Genomic DNA, 20,977 nt, shown 5'->3' on the forward strand with positions numbered 1-20,977 from the left:
GGCGTGCCCGTGGGTAGGACGCTGGCCGAGAAAGTGTGGGACGACCACGTCGTCGTCAAGGGCGAAGACGGCGCCCCCGACCTTCTCTACATCGACCTCCACCTCGTGCACGAGGTCACCAGCCCCCAGGCGTTCGACGGACTGCGCCAGGCCGATCGGCCGCTGCGTCGGACCGACCTGACGATCGCCACGGAGGACCACAACACACCCACCCTGGCGATCGACAAGCCGATCGCCGACCTCACCAGTCGCACGCAGATCGAGACGCTCCGTCGCAACACGGCCGAGTTCGGCGTCCGCCTGCACCCGTTGGGCGACGCCGAGCAGGGCATCGTGCACGTCGTCGGCCCGCAGCTCGGACTGACCATGCCGGGCATCACCGTCGTCTGCGGCGACTCGCACACCTCGACCCACGGGGCCTTCGGCGCCATGGCCTTCGGCATCGGCACCAGCGAGGTCGAGCACGTCATGGCGACGCAGACCCTGCCGCTGAAGCCGTTCAAGACGATGGCGGTCACCGTCGAGGGCACGCTGCGCCCCGGCGTCACCGCGAAGGACATCATCCTCGCCGTCATCGCGCAGATCGGCACCGGCGGCGGCCAGGGCTACGTGCTCGAGTACCGCGGCAGCGCGATCCGCGCCCTCTCGATGGAGGGGCGCATGACGATCTGCAACATGTCGATCGAGGCGGGTGCCCGGGCCGGCATGGTCGCTCCCGACCAGACCACGTACGACTACCTGCAGGGTCGTCCGCACGCCCCCACGGGTGCCGACTGGGACGAGGCGATCGCCTACTGGGACACCCTGCCGACCGACGACGACGCGGTGTTCGACGCCGAGATCTTCCTCGACGCCGACACGCTCGAGCCCTTCGTCACGTGGGGCACCAACCCGGGCCAGGGCGTGTCGCTCAGCGACTCCGTGCCCGACCCCGAGACCGTCGTCGACCCCAACGAGAAGGCCGCGGCGACGCGGGCGCTCGAGTACATGGCCCTCGAGGCCGGCACGCCGATGAAGGCCATCCCGGTCGACGCGGTGTTCATGGGGTCGTGCACCAACAGCCGCATCGAAGACCTCCGTGCGTTCGCGTCGATCATCCGCGGGCGCACCAAGGCCGAGGGCGTGCGCGTCATGGTCGTGCCGGGGTCGGCTCGCGTCCGCCTCGAGGCCGAGGCCGAGGGGCTCGACGAGGTCTTCACCGCCTTCGGTGCCGAGTGGCGCTTCGCCGGGTGCTCGATGTGCCTGGGCATGAACCCCGACCAGCTCGCACCGGGCGAGCGATGCGCGTCGACCTCGAACCGCAACTTCGAGGGTCGCCAGGGCAAGGGCGGTCGGACGCACCTCGTGTCGCCCCTCGTCGCCGCGGCCACCGCGGTGCGCGGGACGCTGTCCTCGCCGTGGGACCTCCAGGCCGACGACGACGCGGCGGCCTCCACGGCCGTCCGCACGTCCGACGAACCCGTCCTCGCCGACGGCACCGATCGGGCAGGGGTCCGCTGATGCAGAAGTTCACCACCGTCACCGGTGTCGCCGCGCCGCTGAAGCGCTCGAACGTCGACACCGACCAGATCATCCCGGCTCAGTTCCTCAAGCGGGTCACCAAGACCGGCTTCGAGGACGCCCTCTTCTTCGGGTGGCGCAACGACCCCGAGTTCGTGTTGAACCGACCCGAGTTCCAGGGCGCGCGCGTCCTCGTCGCGGGTCCCGACTTCGGCACCGGCTCGAGCCGTGAGCACGCCGTCTGGGCGCTGCGCGACTTCGGCTTCGACGTGATCATCAGTTCGCGGTTCGGCGACATCTTCCGAGGCAACTCCGGCAAACAGGGGCTCCTCGCGGCGGCCGTCGCCGAGGACGACGTCGAGCGCATCTGGGCCGAGATCGACCGGCAGCCGGGCGTCGAGATCACGGTCGACCTCGTGGCGCAGACCGCCACGGTCGGCAGCCTCACCGTCGGATTCGAAGTCGATGCCTACACTAAGTGGCGACTCCTCGAAGGCCTCGACGACATCGGCCTGACCCTCCGCGACGAAGCGGCCATCACAGAATTCGAATCCCGCCGCGCCGCCTGGCGCCCGAAGACATTGCCGGTGAAGTAAGTGAACTCTCTCGTCCAAGACGCAGCAGCAGCAGGTGCCCGTGTGGGGCTCACCTCCGATGAGATCGTCATCCGGGGCGGCAAACCGCTGATCGGTCGCATCGAGGTGCGCGGTGCCAAGAACCTCGCCACGAAGGCCATGGTCGCCGCCCTCCTGGGAGACACCCCCAGCATCCTCAAGGACGTCCCCGACATCAGCGACGTCAACGTCGTCCGCGGCCTCCTCTCGGTCCACGGGGTGCGCATCACCGACCCGGCCCGCGGCGAGATGATCCTCGACCCGTCCAACGTCGAGTCCGCCCACTTCGCCGAGATCGACGCCCACGCCGGGTCGAGCCGCATCCCGATCCTCTTCTGCGGGCCGCTGTTGCACCGCCTGGGCGAGGCGTTCATCCCCGACCTCGGCGGCTGCCGCATCGGCGACCGGCCCATCGACTTCCACCTCGACGCCCTCCGCGCCTTCGGCGCCGTCGTCGACAAGTCGTACAACGGCATCCACCTCACCGCGCCCGACGGGCTCACCGGTGCCAACATCGAGCTGCCCTACCCGAGCGTCGGGGCCACCGAGCAGGTGCTGCTGACCGCGGTCCTCGCCAAGGGCGTCACCGAGTTGCGCAACGCCGCCATCGAGCCCGAGATCATGGACCTCATCGCGATCCTGCAGAAGATGGGCGCCGTCGTCTCGGTCGAGCCGAACCGCGTGATCTTCATCGAGGGCGTCGAGAAGCTCCGCGGCTACACGCACCGGGCGATCAACGACCGCAACGAGGCCGCGAGCTGGGCCTCGGCCGCACTCGCGACCAAGGGCGACATCTTCGTCGAGGGCGCCGACCAGAAAGACCTGATGACGTTCCTCAACGTCTTCCGCAAGGTCGGCGGCGACTTCGACGTCCACGAGGACGGCATCCGCTTCTTCCACCCCGGTGGCGAGCTCAAGCCCGTCGTCGTCGAGACCGACGTCCACCCCGGGTTCATGACCGACTGGCAGCAGCCGCTCATCGTCGCCCTGACGCAGGCGCAGGGCACCTCGGTCGTGCACGAGACGGTCTACGAGAACCGCTTCCAGTTCACCGAGGCCCTCAACGACATGGGCGCCGACATCACGGTGCACAAGGACGGACTGCCCGACCACGACCGTCGCGTCGCGCGTCGCGAGTTCGAGCAGGCCGCGGTCATCAACGGACCGACGGCCCTGCACGGTGCCGACATCCGCGTTCCCGACCTGCGGGGCGGCTTCAGCCACCTCATCGCGGCCCTGACCGCCGAGGGCGAGTCCAAGATCAGCAACGTCGGCATCATCAGCCGCGGCTACGAGCACTTCATCGCGAAGCTGCGCAAGCTGGGCGCCGACTTCGACTTCAAGGGCTGATCGGCCGGTGTCGACAGCCGACCCCGACGCTCCCGTCGTCCCGGTCCCGGCGCGGAGGCGTCGCAAGGAGAAGGGTGCGTTCTTCCGCGTCCTCGCGACTCCGGCGGCACCGCTCTTCGACCTGATGGCCCGGATCGACATCGTCGACGGCGACAAGCTGCCGGCCGAGGGTGCGTTCGTGCTGACCCCGAACCACTACACGAACATCGACCCGGTGGTCGTGGGTCGGGTGATGTGGTCCCTCGGGCGGGTGCCGCGCTTCCTCGCGAAGGCGTCCCTCTTCCGGGTTCCCGTCTTCGGTCGCATGATGCATGCGATGGGGCACATCCCCGTCGAGCGGGCGGGTCGCACCCACGACCACGACCCCCTGGCGGCCGGGCGTCTGCTCGTCGCCCGGGGCGGTGGCGTGATCGTCTACCCCGAGGGCACCCTCACCCGCGACCCCGACCTCTGGCCCATGAAGGGCAAGAGCGGTGCCGTGCGCCTCGCCCTCGCCGCCGGGGTGCCGCTCGTCCCGATGGCGCACTGGGGCAGTCAGCACCTCATGGGTCGCTACTCGAGTCGGCTGCACGCCTTCCCGCGGAAGCGCATCACCGTCGTGATCGGCGACCCCGTCGACCTCTCGGCCTTCCGCGATCGTCCCCTCGACCAGGCCTCGGTCACGGCCGCCACCGCCCTGGTGATGGACGCCGTCACCGAGCTGGTCGAGCGGCTGCGGGGCGAGAAGGCACCCGCCGAACGCTGGAACCCCACCAAGAACCACCAGAAGGAGACAGGCCGCTTTGAGTAGCTCCGAGTCACGCGAAGGCGCCATCGAGGCCCTCGGAGAAGGGGCGGTCACGACCGAGGCGATCTCGATCGTCATGCGCGACTCGATCCCGCGCCGGGTCGCCGTCCTGGGGTCGGGCAGCTGGGGCACGACCTTCGCCAAGGTCCTCGCCGAGGGGGGCGCGGACGTCACGCTCTGGGCCCGCCGTCCCGAGGTGGCCCGCGAGATCACCGAGAGCAAGCGCAACAGCGACTACCTTCCGGGCATCAACCTGCCCCGCACCCTCGTCGCCACCCCCTCGGTCGAACAGGCCCTGGCGGGTGCCGAGCAGGTCCACCTGTCGGTCCCCAGCCAGACGCTTCGCGACAACCTGACCGCCATCCGCGGCATGGTCCCGTCCGGCGTGCCGGTCGTCAGCCTGATGAAGGGCGTCGAGAAGGCCACCGGGTTGCGCATGAGCGAGGTGATCGAGGCCGAGCTCGGCATCGACCGCGACCTGATCGCCGTCGCGTCGGGGCCCAACCTCGCCCTCGAGATCGCGAAGCGGCAGCCCACGGCCGCGGTCGTGTCGTCGTACAGCCTCGACACGGCGACCCTGGTCGCGGCCACCGCCACCAACCCGTACTTCCGTTCGTTCGTCAACACCGACGTGATCGGCACCGAGTTCGGCGGGGTCCTCAAGAACTTGATCGCCGTCGCCATCGGCATCGTCGACGGCGTGGGGTACGGCGAGAACACCAAGGCCTCGATCATCACGCGCGGGCTGGCCGAGATGACCGCGTTCGCGGTGTCGTTCGGGGCCAAGGCCGAGACCCTCGCCGGCCTCGCCGGCCTGGGCGACCTCATCGCCACGTGCGAGTCGCCCCTCTCGCGCAACAACACCGCGGGTCGACTGCTCGGTCAGGGTTACGCCTTCGGCGACGTCGTGCGCCAGATGAACCAGACCGCCGAGGGACTGGCCTCGGTCGCTCCGATCCTCGAACTCGCGCGGTCCCGCGGCGTCGACATGCCCATCGTCCAGCAGGTGGCCGAGGTGCTCGCCGGTACACTCGACCCGCGCAACATCGCCCCGCACCTGACCGAGACGGACGAGCCGCAGGGCGAGTGACCGCTGGTCGGCCGTGCCGGGAGGCGTGACGACCAGAGCCCGCCCACCGCGGGTCGGCCCGCGGGCCGTGACACCGACGAAAGGCCCCTCATGGCGAGCACCGAGCCCACCACGACCCCGCGCGTCGCCGCGAACGACGCCTCGTCCGTCGGTGCCTCGACACCCGGGGTGGCGAAGACCGTCGTGGTCGTACTCTTCGGCGGCCGCTCGAGCGAGCACTCGATCAGCTGCGCGACGGCCGGGGGAGTCCTCTCGGCGATCGACCGCTCCCGCTACGACGTGGTGCCCGTGGGCATCACCGTCGAGGGGGCGTTCACGCTCCAGCCCGACGACGCGGCACGGTTCGAGCTCGACGCCGAGACGCTGCCGACCGTCGTCGACAACGGCACCCGCATCCACTGGCCCGAGTCGTCCACCACCCGCGAGCTGACCGTCACCGAGCCCGACGGCACGACGCGTCTGCTGGGCGAGGTGGACGTGGTGTTCCCGATCCTGCACGGTCCGTTCGGCGAGGACGGCACGGTGCAGGGCCTGCTCGAGCTGACCGGGCTGCCCTACGTCGGCGCGGGCGTGCTCGCCTCGTCGCTCGGCATGGACAAGCACTTCACCAAGACCGTGCTGCAGGCCGCCGGCGTGGTCGTCGCCCCCTGGCGCACCGTGCGTCGTCGATACTGGGACGCCGCACCCGAGCGCGTGGCCGCCGACGTCGAGGCGCTCGGTTACCCGATGTTCGTCAAGCCCGCCCGAGCCGGATCGAGCGTGGGGGTGTCGCGCGTCGACTCGCCCGCCGGCCTCCCGGCGGCCATGCGGAAGGCCTTCGCCGAGGACCACAAGGTGCTCGTCGAGTCCGCGGTCGTCGGCCGCGAGATCGAGTGCGCCGTGCTCGGCGGACGCGACGGCGCGCCTCCCCGCACCTCGGTCGCGGGCGAGATCGTCCTCGCGGGCGACACGTTCTACGACTTCGAGTCGAAGTACCTCGGCGCCCCCGGGGCCGACCTGGTCTGCCCCGCCGACCTCGCACCCGGCGACCTGACCGAGATGCAGCGTCTCGCCGCTCTGGCCTTCGAGGCCATCGACGGCACGGGCCTCGCCCGCGTCGACTTCTTCTTGACCGAGGACGGCTGGGTCGTCAACGAGGTCAACACGATGCCCGGCTTCACGCCCATCTCGATGTTCCCCGCCTGCTGGCTCGCGAGCGGCCTCAGCTACCCCGAGCTGATCGACGAGCTCATCGCCCTCGGCCTCGAGACCGAGCGCTGACGGAACCCGTCCGTCCCGGCCACCGGGCCTACGGCGTGGGTGTCGCCGACGGGTCGTCGGCCGATCCGGCCGAGCCCGGCAGGTCGCCCGCACCGACGCACTCCTTGCCGTCGTTCGGCAGGTAACCGACCGAGTCGGCCAGGTCGCGCAACACGTTGCCGCCGTTCGCCTTGGTGGTGTCGACGATCACCTGAACGCCCGGCTCACGGCCGTACGTGGTGAGGATCGAGGTGTCGGCGTCGTCGGGGTCCTGGTCGACGAGCCAGTCCACGCCCTGGATGTCGTAGCAGGGCAGGTCGGACACGGCGGGCGTCTCGACGCCGCAGTGCAGCAGCACGCTCGTCGGCGAACCCCAGGCACCCGTCGCCTGCGCGTCGGTCTCGCGGCGGTCCTGACCGTCGTCGACGACCTCGGGCAGGTGGACGGTGACCTGCGCGCAGGCCGGGTCGTTCGCCCCCGCGGCGGGCTGCATCGGGACCGCTTGCGAGCAGCCGACGAGCGTCGTCGCGAGACCGGCCCCGACGAGCACGAGGGCCGGGACGCGAAGGCGGGGACGGAGGCGCGCGGTGAGGCGCGAGGACGGGTTCGACATCGCATCCAGGCTACCGTTCAGCACATGGAACGACGCTCCACGGACCCCCGCCCGGACGACGCCGACACCGTCGAGGGCGTCGGCGAGCTCGCCACCCTCGCCCGCATCCTGCCCCGCCTGCCCCGCGGCGACGACACGCTGCTCGGTCCCGGTGACGACGCCGCCGTCGTCGCGGCGCCCGACGGCCGGTTCGTCGTGACGACCGACCTCATGGTGCACGGCCCCGACTTCCGGCGCGCGTGGTCGACGTCGTACGACCTCGGTTGGAAGGCCGCGGCGTCGAACCTGTCCGACGTCGCGGCGATGGGCGCTCGGCCCACGGCGCTGGTGGTCGCCCTCGCGGTGCCCGGCGACACGGGCGTCACCGAACTCGAGGCCTTCGCGGACGGTCTGCGCGCGGGTTGTTCCGTGATGGCCCCGGGCGCGGGGGTCGTCGGCGGCGACCTCTCGGTGTCGCCGACCTTCACGGTCGCGGTGACGGCGTTCGGTGACCTCGAGGGGCGCGCGCCCGTGCGGCGGGACGGGGCGCGCGTCGGCGACGTCGTCGCCGTGTCGGGCGCGCTCGGCCGCTCGGCGCGGGGGCTCGACCTGCTGTTCCGTCTCGGCGTCGACCACGACGGGTCGCCCGACACCGCCGCGGCCGCCGCCCTGCGCGAGCGCGACCCGGACGTCGGCTGGCACCTCGCCCCGACCCCGCCCGTGGCCGACGGCCGCTCGGCGGCGCTGGCAGGGGCGACCGCCATGCTCGACCTGTCGGACGGCCTCGCCCTCGACGCCGGTCGGGTGGCCCGCGCCAGCGGTGTCGTGGTCGACCTGTGGGGCCCTGCCCTCGGCGACGACCCACGGCTCGCGCTCTCGGGTGGTGAGGACCACTCCCTGTTCGCCACGTTCCCGCCCGACGTGGCGTTGCCCGGTGGGTTCCGCGCCGTCGGCACGGTCCGTGACCCGGCAGGAGGCGCGCCTCGCGTCACCGTCGACGGTTCCGAACCCGGCGAGGCCGGCGGGTGGGACCCGTACCGCCTGTGGTCGGGGGCGCAGGGCTGACGAGCCGACCCGCGCCTCCTGCGGGGGGTCAGTCGCGCAGCGCGAACCAGACGGTCGTGTCGCCGTACTGCTTCTTCACGTCGAGGGTGAGGCCCTCGGGCCAGCCCGGTTCGCCGTCGCGCGAGGCGCGCTCGACGACGACGAGGGCCTGCTCGTCGAGCGAGGGCAGCAGGGCCGTGAGGTCGGCGGTGAGGTCGGCGGCCGACAACTCGTAGGGCGGGTCGAAGAAGACGAGGTCGACGAGAGCCGAGCCGCCCTCGAGGTAGGACCGCACGGGCTGGGTCACGACGTCGACGCGCGGGGGAGTGCCGCGCGGCGGGCGGGGAGCCCGGGCCAGCACCGACTCGACGTTGCGACGCAACACCTTCGCGGCGCCGGGGGCCTTCTCGACCAGCACGACCGAGGCGGCTCCTCGCGACGCCGCCTCGAGCCCGAGGCCGCCCGTCCCGGCGTAGAGGTCGAGCACGCGCCGACCCCGGATCTCGTCGCGCGCGTCGAGCGACGAGAACAGCGCCTCGCGGACCCGGTCGCTCGTGGGCCGCGTCCCGACCTTGGGGACGACGAGCGAGAGGTTGTCGGCGAAGCCGGAGATGATGCGGGACATGGGGTCAACCTTGCCAGGTCGACGCCCGCCACCCGTCGCCCGTCGGGTTCGAGCATCCCGACAACGCGCGACCGTCGACTCCCGCGCCCGGTCGTCGGACCTGCACAACCGAGTTGTCGCCGCCCGCCCGCGTCGGCAGCATCGGGTCCCATGACCAGCGTCGATCGCACCGTGAGGCCCTCGTTCACCAAGTCGCTGTTCGCGGGGCGCATCGCCTCCGAACTCGCCTTCCCGTACCCGCACATGACGGCGGCAGAGAAGTCCCGGGTCGAGACGGTGTCCGCGTCCGCCCGCGAGGTGCTCGCCGGCTACGACCCGCTGAAGGCCGAACGCGAGGGGTGGATCGGCGACGACCTGGTGCGCGAGCTGGGCGAGCGGGGCCTGATGGGACTCTTCGTCGCCGAGGAGTACGGCGGCCTCGGGCTCGGCCAGAGCGCCTACTGCCGCGTGTACGAGGAGTTCGGTCGGGTCGACGGCACCCTGGCCACGGTGATGGGGGTGCACCAGTCGATCGGCACCAAGCCGCTGCACCTCTTCGGCACCGACGACCAGAAGGCCCGCTGGCTGCCCGACCTGGCGAGCGGCCGCAAGCTCGCGGCGTTCGTGCTCACCGAGCCGAACGTGGGCAGCGACGCCTACGCGCTCGAGACCCGGGCCGAGCGGCAGAGCGACGGCAGCTGGCTCCTGAACGGCGAGAAGCGGTGGATCGGCAACGGCGACAAGGACGTCCTGACGGTCTTCGCGCAGAGCGACCTCGGGCACGTCGCGCTGATCGTCGAGAAGGGCATGGAGGGGCTGAGCGCCGGCCCGCGGTTCGAGACGCACGGCCTCAAGGCCAACCACCTGCAGCGCGTGCACTTCAAGGACGTCCGCGTGCCCGCCGAGAACCTGCTCGGCGAGCCCGGTGACGGCTTCCGCATCGCCGTCAACACGCTCAACAACGGTCGCATGTCGATGGGTACGGCCATCGCGGGCGGCATGAAGCGGTTCCTCGAGCTGAGCCTCGAGCACACGGAGGCGCGGCACCAGTTCGGCAGACCGCTCGCGGACTTCGAGATGGTCGGCGACAAGCTCGCGTGGATGACCCAGCAGATCTACGGCGTCGAATCGATGTCGTACCTGACCACGGGCCTCGTCGACCGCGGCGACACCGACTTCGCCCTGGAGTCCGCCCTGACCAAGGTCGCGGCGAGCGACACCGGCTGGTACGCCCTCAACCGGGCCGTCCAGCTGCACGGCGGCGAGGCGTACATGGAAGGTCACCCGCTGTCGAAGGCCCTGCGCGACTTCCGGATCTTCCCGATCTTCGAGGGGGCCAACGACGTCCTCCGCGCGTTCGTCGCCCTCAACGGGCTCAAGACGCTCAGCGAGGAACTGCCCGACGTGGCGTCGCTCCGCATCGGCGACCCGGGGCGGGCGCTCGGGGTGCTCGCGCCGTACGTCGCGGGCCGCGTCCAGCGTCGCATCCGGCCCGAACGGCCGGTCGGGGTCCATCCCGCGCTCGCCAAGCAGGCCGCCGAGCTCGGCGACCAGGTCTCGCGACTGCGCGAGCGCACCGAGGGCGCGCTCCGCAAGCACGGCAAGAAGGTGCAGGAGAAGCAGCTCGTGCAGAAGCGCCTCGCCGACGCGGCGAGCGGCATCTACGCGCAGACGGCCGTCCTGTCCCGCGCCTCGACGGCCCTCCAGGAGGCGCGGGCCGACTCCGACGCGGAGCGTCACCTCGCCGTCGGCTTCTGCAAGCAGTCCGCGCGCGGGGTGGGGCGGCAGCTGAGGGCCCTCGAGGTCAACGACGACGGGCACGGGGCCGACCTCGCGAAGGCGACCCGCGCCTCCGGCGGGTACTCCTTCACCCTCTGACGCCGGGAGGCGCGTCCGCCGGGGGCGGGCGATGTCGGGGGCGCGCGCTAGCGTGGTGTGCGTGCCCGACTCACCCCTCGACGCGTCGCTGGCCGGGGCCCTCGGCGGCCGGACGGCCACCGCCCTGCAGAAGGCCTTCGGCCTGCGCACGGTCGGCGACCTGCTGACGCACTTCCCTCGGCGCTATGCCCGCCGGGGCGAGCTCACGGCCCTCGACCAGCTGCCGCTCGGCGAGTCCGTCACCATCGTGGCCCAGGTGCTCGACGTCCGCGAACGCACGATGCGGGCCCGGCGCGGGTCGATCCTCGAGGTGCGCATCGGCGACGGCCAGGGCATCCTCACGCTCACCTTCTTCAACCAGGCCTGGCGGGCGAAGGACCTCGTGCCCGGCGCCCGCGGCATCTTCGCGGGCAAGGTCGGCGACTACCGGGGGCTCCGTCAGCTCGCGCACCCCGACTACGAGCTCTTCGACGCCTCGCACGAGGCCGTCGCCGGGGTCGGCGACCAGCAGGCCCAGAAGTGGGCGAAGCAGCCCATCCCGATCTACCCGGCCAGCGCCTCCGTGGCGTCCTGGCAGGTGCAGAAGTCGGTCGAGGTGCTGCTCGACGGACTGCCGCCGATCGACGACGCGGTGCCGGCGTCGGTCCGGTCCGAGCTCGACCTCATGCCCGTGTCCGAGGCGTACGAGCGCATCCACCGGCCCGAGAGCGATCGTGACCACCTCACGGCTCGTGACACCCTGCGGTTCGACGAGGCCTTCGTGCTGCAGAGCGCGCTGCTCCAACAGCGGGCCCTCGTGCGTCGATCGGCCGCGACCCCCCGTCGTGCCGCCCCCGACGGCCTGCTCGCCGTCTTCGACGCGGCCCTGCCGTTCGAGCGGACGGGTGACCAGCGCCTGGTCGGCGACGAGATCACCCGCGACCTCGAGGCCGAGGTGCCCATGAACCGCCTCGTGCAGGGCGAGGTCGGCTCGGGCAAGACCCTCGTCGCCCTCCGGGCGATGCTCGCCGTGGCCGAGAGCGGTGGGCAGTCGGCCCTGCTGGCTCCGACCGAGGTGCTCGCGGCTCAGCACCTGCGGTCGATCACGGCCACCCTCGGGCCCGACCTCGCCGCCCGACTGCGCCCGACCCTGCTGACCGGCCAGATGACGGTGGCCCAGCGCAAGAAGGCACTGCTCTCCATCGTCAGCGGGCAGGCGCACGTCGTGGTGGGCACCCACGCACTGATCAGCGAGGCCGTCGAGTTCTTCGACCTCGGCCTCGTCGTCGTCGACGAGCAGCACCGCTTCGGCGTCGACCAGCGCGAGGCGCTCCGCAAGAAGGGTGCCACGCCGCCGCACGTTCTCGTCCTCACGGCGACGCCGATCCCACGCACCGTGGCCATGACGGTCTTCGGCGACCTCGACGTCTCGACCATCGCCGAGCTGCCGAAGGGCCGTCAGCCCATCGAGTCGTTCGTCGTCCCCCTGGCCGACCACCCGACCTGGGGCGGCCGCATCTGGCAACGTTCGGCCGAAGAGGTCGCGAAGGGGCGACAGGTCTTCGTCGTGTGCCCGGCGATCGACGCGGTGACGGCCGAGCCGGGTGACCCGCCCGACGCCGAGGTCGCGCCCGGTGACGACCCCGACGGTGCCGAGCCCTCCGACGCACCGGCGCCGGAACGCGCCAGCGTCGAGGGGGTCATGGCCCGGGTGCCCACCATCCCCGTGTTGCAGGGCCTGCGGGTCGAGCCCCTGCACGGCCGCATGTCGTCCGACGAGAAGGACGACGTCATGCGCCGCTTCGCGGCCGGTGACATCGACGTCCTCGTCGCGACGACGGTCGTCGAGGTGGGGGTCGACGTGCCGAACGCCTCGACCATGGTCGTGCTCGACGCCGACCGCTTCGGCGTCTCGCAGCTCCATCAGCTGCGCGGCCGCGTCGGCCGTGGCGGCCACCCGGGCCTCTGCCTGCTCGTCACCCACGCGGCGGCCGACACCGTGGCCCGCGAGCGGGTCGACGCGGTCGCGGCCACACTCGACGGCTTCGAGCTCGCGCAGGTCGACCTCGACCTGCGCCGAGAGGGCGACGTGCTCGGCAACCTCCAGTCGGGCGGCCGCTCGTCGCTCCGGCTGCTGAGGGTCGCCCGCGACGGCGACCTCATCGGACTCGCCCGCGAGCACGCGGCCGAGGTCCTCGACGCCGATCCCCGCCTGGTCGACCACCCCGCCCTCGCCGCCGCCATCGCGCGGCGCCTCGACGACCGGGGCCGCGAGGCCATGGGCAAGAACTGAGCCGGTGGTGACGCGTGACGCGTCCTCGACCCGGTCCTCGCCCTGGGCATCCGTCCGGGGTCGGCGGGCTACAGTGACCGGATGAGCAGGATCGCCGTCGTCCCGGGTTCGTTCGACCCGGTGACCCTCGGTCACGTGGACGTGATCGCCCGGGCCGCCAACATCTTCGACGAGGTCCACGTCCTCGTGGTGCACAACCCCGAGAAGAGCGCGTTGTTGCCCCTGGCGCAGCGGGTCTCGTTGCTCACCGAGTCGCTCCGGGCGGCGGGGCTGCCCGACACCGTCACGGTGCACAGCTGGAGCGTCGGGTTGCTCGTCGACTACTGCACCGAGGTCGGGGCGAGCGTGCTCGTCAAGGGCATCCGCTCGCAGGTCGACGTCGCCTACGAGACCCCGATGGCGATCATGAACCGCAGTCTGGCCGGTGTCGAGACCGTCTTCCTGCTGCCCGATCCCGCCCACGCGCACGTGTCGAGCTCGCTGGTGCGACAGGTGGCCTCGCTCGGCGGCGACGTGTCGCCCTACGTGCCGGCGGCCGTCGCCGCCTACCTCAGCACGACCTGACCCCGACCCCACCCGACGAGGACGCCGCGATGACCACGACCAACGACCCCACCGTCGAGCCCGCCGCCGTCCGGGCGGCCGGCTCCGGTCCCACGATGTCGCTCGACGAGGTCCAGCAGCGGGCACGGGGCGTCCTCGAGGCCGTGGCCACCGTCATCGACGGCAAGGACGGCGCCATCTCGACGGCGCTCACCGTGTTGCTCGCCGAGGGCCACCTGCTGATCGAGGACGTCCCCGGCGTCGGCAAGACCCAGCTCGCCCGGGCGCTCGCCAAGGCCGTCGACGCGACCGTGACCCGCATCCAGTTCACCCCCGACCTGCTGCCGAGCGACATCACGGGCGTCTCGGTCTACGACCGGCAGAGCGGCGGCTTCGAGTTCAAGCCCGGTCCGGTCTTCGCCAACGTCGTCATCGGCGACGAGATCAACCGTGCCTCGCCGAAGACGCAGTCGGCGCTGCTCGAGAGCCTCGAAGAGCGCCAGGTGACGGTCGACGGCATCACGCATCCCCTCCCGTCGCCCTTCCTCGTCGTGGCGACGCAGAACCCCGTCGAGATGGAGGGCACCTACAACCTGCCCGAGGCCCAGCGCGACCGGTTCATGGCCCGCATCTCGCTGGGGTACCCGGACGCCCGCAGCGAGCTGCGCATGCTGCAGCAACGCGAGCGGGTCAGCCCTCTCGACACCCTGCGCCCGCTGGTGTCGCTCGACGAGCTCACGCGCATGATCGCCGCCGTCCGCACCGTCTACACCGCCCAGGCCGTCGAGGAGTACGCCGTGCGGATCGTCCAGGCGACCCGGGTCCACCCCGACGTGCGGCTCGGGGCCAGTCCCCGCGCGACCCTGCAGCTCATGCGCGCGGCGAAGTCCTGGGCCGCGCTCAACGGCCGCGGCTACGTGGTCCCCGACGACGTCGACGCCCTCTCCGGTCCCGTCCTCGGTCACCGGGTGATCCTCGCCGGTCGAGCCGGTGCCGGTGCCGCCTCGGCGGCCTACGACCTCGTGGCCGAGATCGTCGAGCAGACCGCCGTCCCGCTCGGCGACGCGGCCGACGCGCGCTGACCATGGGACGGGGTGGGGTCCCCAGGCCGACCGGCCGTGGCGTCGGCGTGCTCGCCGCCGGGGTGCTGGTCGTGCTCGTGGGCTGGCTGCTCCAGGCCCCCGCCCTCGTCTTCGCCGGCACGACCCTGGTCGTGCTCATCGTGGCCGTCACGATCTCCTTGCTGTTCCGCACGGCCGACGTGCGGGTCACCCGTCGCTTCACTCCCGACCGGGGCGTCGCGGGGTGGTCCGCCGTCGAGACGGTCGCGGTCCTCCCTCGTGGGGGACGGACCTCCGGCACCGTGCGGGTCCGCGAACAGCTGCCGTTCGGACAACTGTCCGATGCCGAGGCCGCAGCCGTCCTGCTGGTGCCGGGCCGCGCCTCCTCGGCGGTCTTCCGCCACCACGACCTGCCGCGCGGCCGACACCGCATCGGCCCGCTGCACGTCGACCTCGTCGAGTCGTACGGCGTGGCCCGTCGACGGGTCGTGGCCGCCGGCGTGGCGGAGTTCGTCGTGGCGCCCGAGGTCGTCGAGGTGGGACTCGGCCGCGAGTCCCGTGCGCTGGGCGACGGGTCGAGGCGCCAGCGCGAGCACAGCCTGGCCGGCGGCGAGGACGATCCGGTCACCCGCGAGTACCGCCGGGGCGATCCGATGCGACGGGTGCACTGGAAGGCCACGGCACGACACGGCGAGCTCATGGTGCGGCAAGAAGAGCAGCACGGCCTGCCGAGTGCGCGGGTCGTCATCGCCGTCGCGGCCGAGGGATGGCCGGACGCCCGTCCGACCCTGCCCCCGACGAGCAGGGTCGGGGTCAGGGCGGCGACGGCCGCGATCCCTCTCGTCAGCGACGCCTTCGAATGGGCGGTGTCGTTCGCCGCGACGGTCGCGGTCGAGGTGGGCCACGCGGGCTCGGCGACCGTGCTGACGACACCCGGCGGCACGCTCGTCGCCCGGCACGATCCCGACTCGACCACGATGTTCCTCGACGACCTCGCCGACCTGCGGCTCGACGACGCGCCCGGGGCGCCCGCTCCGGCCCCGTCACCCCGCGAGCCCGTCGTGGCGGTCGTCTCCGGGCTGGGCCGACCCGACCTCGACCTGCTCGTCGCCTCGAGGGCCCCCGGGTCGTCGGCGGTCGCGGTCGTCGTCACGGCCGCGCTGCCCCTCGGCGCCGGCCTGACCTCGCGACCCACCCGCCCCGCCGACGGTCGTGCTCGGGCCGACGACCGCGTGCTGGCCCCCGACGAGGTCGCCGGTGCGCTGCGCGACTCGGGCTGGCGGGTCGTCGAGACCGACTCGAGCGTCGACGTCGGCCGCCTGATCACGACGTCGGGAGTCCTCGATGACTGAGTCGCCGACCCGCACGGGGTTCTTCGGTGCCGAGCCCACGGGCGCCGTCCGCGGGCAGACCACGGCCCTGCTCTGGCTCGTGCTCGTCCTGTCGCTCGCGAGCCTGCACCCCGTCTTCGTCGGGATCGGATGGTGGGTGGCCGGGGCCGTGGTGGCCGCCGTCGTGCTGGGCGGTTCCCTCGTCGTGCGGGCGCTGGGGGGCGCCTCCTGGCTGGGCGTCGTCGGTGGGGCGGTGCTGGGCGCCCTCGTCACGACGGCCTTCGCCTCGGGCGGCACGGCCCTGCTGGGCGTCGTGCCGACGGGGGCCACGTTCGCGCGCCTCCCCGAGCTGTCCGCGCAGGCGAACGCGGCGATCGTCGAGGGCTCGGCCCCCGTCGAGGTCAACGACGGCCTGCTGGTCACGGTCGCCCTCTCGGTGCTCGTCGTCGCCGTCGTCACCGACCTGTTGTCGTCGGTGGGGCAGCTGCCGGTCGTGACCGGGGTCTTCCCCGCCCTCGTGCTGGCGGTGCCGACCTTCGTCCCGGGCGTCGTCACGAGCTGGCCCTGGGTGGTGGCCACCGTGCTGGCCTTCCTGGTGCTGCTGATGGTCTCCACCGGCCGACGGCCCTCCCGCGCCGGGCTCGTCGGAGCCGCCGCGTCGGTCGCCGTGGCGGGGTTGCTGACGGCCGTCGTCCCGCTCGCGGGCGTGGCGCCGCTGACCGGTTCGGGCACCGGGACCGGACTCGCGACCGGCGTCAACCCGATCATCGACCTCGGCGACGACCTCCGGCGGGGTGCCCCGGTCACCGTCCTGTCGTACCGGACCGACGACCCGCAGGGCAACTACCTCAAGCTCGTCGACCTCGTCGACTTCTCGGGCCGCACCTGGAGCCCCGCCGACGTGCCGCTCGACCCGCTCAACACGCTCGACGCGCTGCCCGACGCTCCCGGCATCGACCCCGGCACCGCTCGACGCGACGTCACGACCGACGTCACGATCGGGGCGCTCCGCAGCCCGTACCTGCCCGTGCCGGTGCCGCCCGCGACCATCGAGGGCCTGGACGACGGGTGGCGGTTCGTCGACGAGAGCGGCGTCACCGTCCGCAGCGATTCCGAGGGCACGCAGGGCCTCGAGTACGAGGTGACGAGCCGGCCCGTCGATCCCAGCCCCGAGCAGGTCGTCGCCTCGCTCGACGACACGGGGCCCGACATGGCGCCCTATCTCTCGGTGGACGAGGTGCCGCAATCCGTCACCGACCTCGCGGCGCAGGTGACGGCCGGTTCGGCGAACCCCTTCGACGCGGCCGTCGAGCTGCAGGACTTCTTCCGCGACGGCGACTTCACCTACTCGGAGGACACCCCGGTCGAGCGCGGCTACGACGGCAGCGGCCTCGACGCGATCGAGACGTTCCTGCAGGTCCGCAGCGGGTACTGCGTGCACTTCGCCTCGGCGATGGCCGTCATGGCGCGGACGTTGGGCATCCCGTCGCGGGTGGCCGTGGGCTTCCTGCCGGGCGACCTGCAGGGCGTCGGCGACGACGCCGCGTTCCGGGTCAGCAGCGACGACCTGCACACCTGGCCCGAGCTGTACTTCGCCGGGCTCGGCTGGGTCCCCTTCGAGCCGACCGTCGGCCTCGGCGCCCCGCAGCAGTACCTGCAGCAGACCGGCGTCGAACCGAGCGACGTCCCGAGCGACGACGCCAGCACCTCGCCCGACGCGAGCACGGCGCCCTCGGCGTCGGCCGCCCCGACGAGCGCGGCCCCGGGCGCGAGTGCCACGCCGACGTCCACCGCCTCCGGCCAGGGAGCCGGCGGCGGTCCCGTGCCGACGATCGCCCTGTCGGTGCTCGCGGCGCTCGCACTGGCGGCCCTCGTCGTCCCCTCGGGGCTGCGGGCCGGTCGCCGTCGCCGCCGCCTGTCGGCGTCGCCTCCCGACCTGGCCCTGCACGCCTGGCACGAGGTGGTCGACACCGCTCGGGACCTCGCCGTCCCGGTGACGGCCGCGATGACCCCTCCGGCCGTCGCCGACCTGCTGGCGCAGCGACTCGCGGTTCTCGGCGACGGTGCCGCGGCGACGACGTCACACGCACCGTCCGCCGGCCGGACGGCCACGGCCCGGGAGGCGCGGGCCGCGTCCGTCGCGCTGCTGGACGCCCTGCAGGCCGAGCGCTTCGGAGCCGAACCGGCCGGCCGACAGGTGCAGGCGGACGCGCGTCGGGTCATCGCCGGGCTCCGTGCCTCGTCGTCCGTGGGGCAGCGTCTCACCGCCACGATCGCGCCGCGATCACTCGTCGGGGGTACGGAGGCGGCGTCCGGCTCGACGGCGTAAACTCTTCGTTCGTGCCTCATTTCACCCAGACCCCCTACACCGTCCCGGTGTTCGACCTCGTGCACCGTCCGGGCGAGATGCGCGAGCACGAGCTCGACGTCGTCGTGCCCGAGAAACTCGGCGAGGGCCAGATCTCGGTGCCGAAGGGTGCCGAGATCGCGATCGACGTCAAGCTCGAGGGGCTGCACGACGGCATCCTGGTGTCCGCACACGTGTCGGGCACGGCGGTCGGCGAGTGCAGCCGGTGCCTCCGTGACATCTCCGAGCCCGTCGAAGTCGATTTCGCCGAGCTTTTCGCGTACGATGTCGACGAAGCTTTTGACTATCAGGTTCAAGACGATCACGTGGATCTTGAACCCGTGGTCAGAGACGCAGTGGTTCTGTCACTGCCCTTCCAGCCGGTCTGTCGGCCGGATTGTCCGGGCCTCGACCCCGAAACGGGCGAGCGCGTGGACGACATCCCCGACTACCAGCCCCGCGAGATCGCCGACCCCCGCTGGTCGGCACTGGCAGGGTTCCAGGCTGAATCGGCACCCGCCGACGGCACGTCACAGGGCACCGGTCACGACGACCAGCGCCCGGCCGACGAGCAGCACTGAACACCACCGCGTCACCCACCATCGTCAGACCCAGGCACCCGTGAGGGTGCCGACAGAGAGAAGAGAAACCCATGGCCGTCCCGAAGCGCAAGCAGTCACGCTCCAACACGCACGCTCGTCGTTCGCAGTGGAAGGCCACGCCGGTCCAGCTCGTCAAGACGATCGAGAACGGCAAGGTCACCTACAGCCTCCCGCACCGTGCCAAGGTCGTCGAGGACAGCGCCGGCACCGCCCTGTACATGGAGTACAAGGGCCGCAAGGTCGCCGACGTCTGATCACCGACGTGAACCCGTCCACCCTCGCGGTGAGCGCATGAGTCAGCCCGAGTCGAGCCCTGGTGCCGACCGGGCTGTTCTCTTGTCCCGACTGCAGATCGAGCTCAGCGACGACCTGATCGACCAGGCGCTGACCCACCGGTCGTACTCGTACGAGCACGGCGGCGTGGGCAACAACGAGCGCCTCGAGTTCCTCGGCGACTCGATCCTGGGCCAGGCCGTCACGGTCATGCTCTTCACCGAGAACCCCGACCTCGACGAGGGCGACCTCGCCAAGCGTCGGGCCAGCCTGGTCAGCACCGTCGCCCTGGCCGAGGTGGCGCGGATCATCGGCCTCGGCCCGCACCTGCGCCTCGGTCGCGGCGAAGAGCTGACCGGTGGTCGCGACAAGCACTCGATCCTGGCCGACACGGTCGAGGCCATCATCGGGGCGACCTACCTCGAGGCCGGCGGTGAAGCCGCCACGGCGCTCGTGCTGCGTCTCGTGGCTCCTCTGCTGGTCGACCCGGATCGCTTCGGCGCCGCGATGGACCCCAAGACCAGCCTGCAAGAACTAGCAGCGACCCTCGGCAGGGGCATGCCCTCGTACTCGGTGACCGACAGCGGGCCCGACCACGACAAACGGTTCCACGCCGTCGTCGCCCTGGGCGACGACCAGGGAGTCGCCGAGGGGTCCGGCAGCAGCAAGAAGCAGGCCGAGATGGCCGCCGCCCTCGGGGCGTGGACGTCCCTCAACGCGTCGGCTGCCGGCGTCGCCGCCGCCCGTCGGGCCGCCGCCTCCGTCGACTGACCGTGCCCGAACTGCCCGAGGTCGAGGTCGTCCGTGCCGGTCTGCACCCGGTGGTGTCCGGCGCCGTGGTGACGGCCGTCGAGGTGCTCGACCAGCGGTCGCTCAAGCGACACCGTGGTCCGAGCGACGACTTCGTCGACCGGCTCGTCGGCGGCACGATCGATTCGGCCGTCCGCCGGGGCAAGTTCCTCTGGTTCCCCTTCGAACCGGTCGAGCGGCACGAGCAGCCCCTGGCCCTGGTCGCGCATCTCGGCATGAGCGGGCAGGTGTTGCTCCGCAGCCGGGATGCCGAGCCCGACCGTCTGATGCGCATCCGGCTCAACGTCGAGAGCCCGTCGCTCGGCCCCGTGCGGCTCGCCTTCGTCGACCAGCGCATCTTCGGCTCGATGGCCCTCGACGAGACGGTGCCCACCCTGGACGGGCGCGCGGCGGGGTTCGCCGGCCCGCGCCTCCTGGGTTCCGACGTCCTGGCCGCGGGGGAGGCCACACCCGGCACCACGACCGCCACGACGACCGTCGGCACCGACGCCGACCCGGCCGCCTGGGTGCGCCGCGTCCCGCAGCAGGTCTCGCACATCGCGCGCGACCCGCTCGACCCGGCCTTCGACGAGGCGCGGGTGATCACCCGTCTGCTGGACCGCCGCACGGCGGTGAAGCGGGCGCTCCTCGACCAGGGTCTGCTGAGCGGGGTGGGCAACATCTACGCCGACGAGAGCCTCTGGGCCGCGCGGGTGCACCCCGAACAGCCCACCGAGTCGTTGTCGAGGGCTCGGGCGCGGGTGCTGCTGGCCGAGGTGCGGGTCGTGCTGCTCAAGGCCCTCGGCGAGGGGGGCACGAGCTTCGACGCCCAGTACGTCAACGTCAACGGCCAGTCGGGCTATTTCAGCCACAGCCTCGCCGCGTACGGGCAGCAGGGGCGTCCGTGCCCACGGTGCGGCACGCTCATCGTGCGCGAGGCCTTCATGAACCGGTCGAGTCACTTCTGCCCCCGCTGCCAGCGAGTGCGCACGCGCTGAACCCCGACGGCCGAGGGCGTCCGCCTCCCCGGTCCGCGGGGCCTCCGCCCCTATCCTTGAGCG

General features: G+C 72.2%; 19 protein-coding genes. 17 read left to right on the forward strand and 2 right to left on the reverse strand.

Annotation, left to right across the window (positions count from 1 at the left end; all coding sequences use genetic code 11):
* The first annotated feature begins 9 nt into the window (after positions 1-9).
* The 6 genes from leuC (at position 10) to ARTHRO9V_RS06610 (ending at position 6,601) form a co-directional block, all read left to right on the forward strand.
* Positions 10-1,500: a 3-isopropylmalate dehydratase large subunit gene (gene leuC / locus ARTHRO9V_RS06585; RefSeq protein WP_159828509.1), complete on the forward strand. Its 1,491-nt coding sequence runs from the start codon at positions 10-12 to the stop codon at positions 1,498-1,500.
* The gene (gene leuD / locus ARTHRO9V_RS06590) at positions 1,500-2,096 is read left to right on the forward strand and encodes a 3-isopropylmalate dehydratase small subunit (RefSeq protein ID WP_056046227.1); all 597 of its coding nucleotides are present in this window, start codon (positions 1,500-1,502) and stop codon (positions 2,094-2,096) included. Before leuC ends, leuD begins: the two co-directional genes overlap by 1 nt.
* Positions 2,097-3,464: a UDP-N-acetylglucosamine 1-carboxyvinyltransferase gene (gene murA, locus ARTHRO9V_RS06595; RefSeq protein ID WP_043593953.1), complete on the forward strand. Its 1,368-nt coding sequence runs from the start codon at positions 2,097-2,099 to the stop codon at positions 3,462-3,464. It abuts the gene before it with no gap.
* Positions 3,465-3,471: 7 nt separating this feature from the next.
* Positions 3,472-4,254 carry a 1-acyl-sn-glycerol-3-phosphate acyltransferase gene (locus ARTHRO9V_RS06600; RefSeq protein ID WP_233568353.1) on the forward strand — a complete coding sequence of 261 codons (783 nt, stop codon included), beginning with the start codon at positions 3,472-3,474 and terminating at the stop codon, positions 4,252-4,254.
* Positions 4,255-4,327: 73 nt separating this feature from the next.
* The gene (locus ARTHRO9V_RS06605) at positions 4,328-5,341 is read left to right on the forward strand and encodes an NAD(P)H-dependent glycerol-3-phosphate dehydrogenase (protein ID WP_159828511.1); all 1,014 of its coding nucleotides are present in this window, start codon (positions 4,328-4,330) and stop codon (positions 5,339-5,341) included.
* A gap of 168 nt (positions 5,342-5,509) precedes the next feature.
* Entirely contained in the window at positions 5,510-6,601 is a 1,092-nt protein-coding gene (locus ARTHRO9V_RS06610; protein ID WP_236557082.1) for a D-alanine--D-alanine ligase family protein, read from the forward strand.
* Positions 6,602-6,629: 28 nt separating this feature from the next.
* Here the strand turns inward: ARTHRO9V_RS06610 and ARTHRO9V_RS06615 are convergent, their stop codons facing one another.
* Positions 6,630-7,193 (reverse strand): DUF3515 family protein, encoded by a 564-nt coding sequence (locus tag ARTHRO9V_RS06615; RefSeq protein ID WP_159826255.1) that lies wholly within the window; start codon positions 7,191-7,193, stop codon positions 6,630-6,632.
* A 24-nt stretch (positions 7,194-7,217) separates the two neighbouring features.
* Between ARTHRO9V_RS06615 and thiL the strand changes: the two genes are divergently transcribed.
* Positions 7,218-8,237 (forward strand): thiamine-phosphate kinase, encoded by a 1,020-nt coding sequence (gene thiL, locus ARTHRO9V_RS06620; RefSeq protein ID WP_159826257.1) that lies wholly within the window; start codon positions 7,218-7,220, stop codon positions 8,235-8,237.
* A gap of 28 nt (positions 8,238-8,265) precedes the next feature.
* Here thiL and rsmD read toward each other — a convergent pair whose 3' ends face one another.
* On the reverse strand, positions 8,266-8,841 hold the full coding sequence (gene rsmD / locus ARTHRO9V_RS06625) for a 16S rRNA (guanine(966)-N(2))-methyltransferase RsmD (RefSeq protein WP_159826259.1): 576 nt from the start codon (positions 8,839-8,841) through the stop codon (positions 8,266-8,268).
* Between the two features lie 150 nt (positions 8,842-8,991).
* On the opposite strand from rsmD, the gene ARTHRO9V_RS06630 reads away from it, so the two are divergent.
* The 10 genes from ARTHRO9V_RS06630 to ARTHRO9V_RS06675 all read left to right on the forward strand — a co-directional run bounded on the left by ARTHRO9V_RS06630 (position 8,992) and on the right by ARTHRO9V_RS06675 (position 20,914).
* Positions 8,992-10,698, forward strand: coding sequence for an acyl-CoA dehydrogenase family protein (locus ARTHRO9V_RS06630; protein WP_159826261.1), 1,707 nt, complete (start codon positions 8,992-8,994; stop codon positions 10,696-10,698).
* Between the two features lie 31 nt (positions 10,699-10,729).
* The gene (locus ARTHRO9V_RS06635) at positions 10,730-12,970 is read left to right on the forward strand and encodes an ATP-dependent DNA helicase RecG (protein WP_123570361.1); all 2,241 of its coding nucleotides are present in this window, start codon (positions 10,730-10,732) and stop codon (positions 12,968-12,970) included.
* Between the two features lie 81 nt (positions 12,971-13,051).
* Entirely contained in the window at positions 13,052-13,534 is a 483-nt protein-coding gene (coaD, locus tag ARTHRO9V_RS06640; protein ID WP_056046215.1) for a pantetheine-phosphate adenylyltransferase, read from the forward strand.
* 29 nt (positions 13,535-13,563) lie between these two features.
* The gene (locus tag ARTHRO9V_RS06645; RefSeq protein ID WP_369794384.1) at positions 13,564-14,595 is read left to right on the forward strand and encodes a MoxR family ATPase; all 1,032 of its coding nucleotides are present in this window, start codon (positions 13,564-13,566) and stop codon (positions 14,593-14,595) included.
* A gap of 2 nt (positions 14,596-14,597) precedes the next feature.
* Positions 14,598-15,926 (forward strand): DUF58 domain-containing protein, encoded by a 1,329-nt coding sequence (locus tag ARTHRO9V_RS06650; protein ID WP_159826263.1) that lies wholly within the window; start codon positions 14,598-14,600, stop codon positions 15,924-15,926.
* Complete coding sequence (locus ARTHRO9V_RS06655) at positions 15,919-18,234, forward strand: DUF3488 and transglutaminase-like domain-containing protein (RefSeq protein ID WP_159826265.1); 2,316 nt, start codon at positions 15,919-15,921, stop codon at positions 18,232-18,234. The genes ARTHRO9V_RS06650 and ARTHRO9V_RS06655 overlap by 8 nt, the downstream gene beginning before the upstream one ends.
* A 77-nt stretch (positions 18,235-18,311) precedes the next feature.
* On the forward strand, positions 18,312-18,833 hold the full coding sequence (locus ARTHRO9V_RS06660; RefSeq protein WP_082452364.1) for a DUF177 domain-containing protein: 522 nt from the start codon (positions 18,312-18,314) through the stop codon (positions 18,831-18,833).
* Positions 18,834-18,904: 71 nt separating this feature from the next.
* Complete coding sequence (rpmF, locus tag ARTHRO9V_RS06665; RefSeq protein WP_043593937.1) at positions 18,905-19,108, forward strand: 50S ribosomal protein L32; 204 nt, start codon at positions 18,905-18,907, stop codon at positions 19,106-19,108.
* A gap of 37 nt (positions 19,109-19,145) precedes the next feature.
* Positions 19,146-19,898: a ribonuclease III gene (gene rnc, locus ARTHRO9V_RS06670; protein WP_056046210.1), complete on the forward strand. Its 753-nt coding sequence runs from the start codon at positions 19,146-19,148 to the stop codon at positions 19,896-19,898.
* A gap of 2 nt (positions 19,899-19,900) precedes the next feature.
* Complete coding sequence (locus ARTHRO9V_RS06675; RefSeq protein ID WP_159826267.1) at positions 19,901-20,914, forward strand: Fpg/Nei family DNA glycosylase; 1,014 nt, start codon at positions 19,901-19,903, stop codon at positions 20,912-20,914.
* The last annotated feature ends 63 nt before the right edge of the window (positions 20,915-20,977 follow it).

Origin of the sequence: Frigoribacterium sp. 9N (assembly GCF_902506305.1) — a bacterium.
Taxonomy (GTDB): Bacteria; Actinomycetota; Actinomycetes; order Actinomycetales; family Microbacteriaceae; genus Frigoribacterium.

Bases quoted from the DNA above. Each gene is read 5' to 3' on its own strand.
- coaD (WP_056046215.1), top strand. From the start codon at position 13,052: ATGAGCAGGATCGCCGTCGTCCCGGGTTCGTTCGACCCGGTGACCCTC.
- ARTHRO9V_RS06615 (WP_159826255.1), bottom strand. From the start codon at position 7,193: ATGTCGAACCCGTCCTCGCGCCTCACCGCGCGCCTCCGTCCCCGCCTT.
- rnc (WP_056046210.1), top strand. From the start codon at position 19,146: ATGAGTCAGCCCGAGTCGAGCCCTGGTGCCGACCGGGCTGTTCTCTTG.
- ARTHRO9V_RS06655 (WP_159826265.1), top strand. From the start codon at position 15,919: ATGACTGAGTCGCCGACCCGCACGGGGTTCTTCGGTGCCGAGCCCACG.
- thiL (WP_159826257.1), top strand. From the start codon at position 7,218: ATGGAACGACGCTCCACGGACCCCCGCCCGGACGACGCCGACACCGTC.
- ARTHRO9V_RS06605 (WP_159828511.1), top strand. From the start codon at position 4,328: ATGCGCGACTCGATCCCGCGCCGGGTCGCCGTCCTGGGGTCGGGCAGC.
- ARTHRO9V_RS06645 (WP_369794384.1), top strand. From the start codon at position 13,564: ATGACCACGACCAACGACCCCACCGTCGAGCCCGCCGCCGTCCGGGCG.
- leuD (WP_056046227.1), top strand. From the start codon at position 1,500: ATGCAGAAGTTCACCACCGTCACCGGTGTCGCCGCGCCGCTGAAGCGC.
- ARTHRO9V_RS06630 (WP_159826261.1), top strand. From the start codon at position 8,992: ATGACCAGCGTCGATCGCACCGTGAGGCCCTCGTTCACCAAGTCGCTG.
- rpmF (WP_043593937.1), top strand. From the start codon at position 18,905: ATGGCCGTCCCGAAGCGCAAGCAGTCACGCTCCAACACGCACGCTCGT.
- ARTHRO9V_RS06635 (WP_123570361.1), top strand. From the start codon at position 10,730: ATGTCGGGGGCGCGCGCTAGCGTGGTGTGCGTGCCCGACTCACCCCTC.
- rsmD (WP_159826259.1), bottom strand. From the start codon at position 8,841: ATGTCCCGCATCATCTCCGGCTTCGCCGACAACCTCTCGCTCGTCGTC.
- ARTHRO9V_RS06660 (WP_082452364.1), top strand. From the start codon at position 18,312: ATGCGCGAGCACGAGCTCGACGTCGTCGTGCCCGAGAAACTCGGCGAG.
- ARTHRO9V_RS06650 (WP_159826263.1), top strand. From the start codon at position 14,598: ATGGGACGGGGTGGGGTCCCCAGGCCGACCGGCCGTGGCGTCGGCGTG.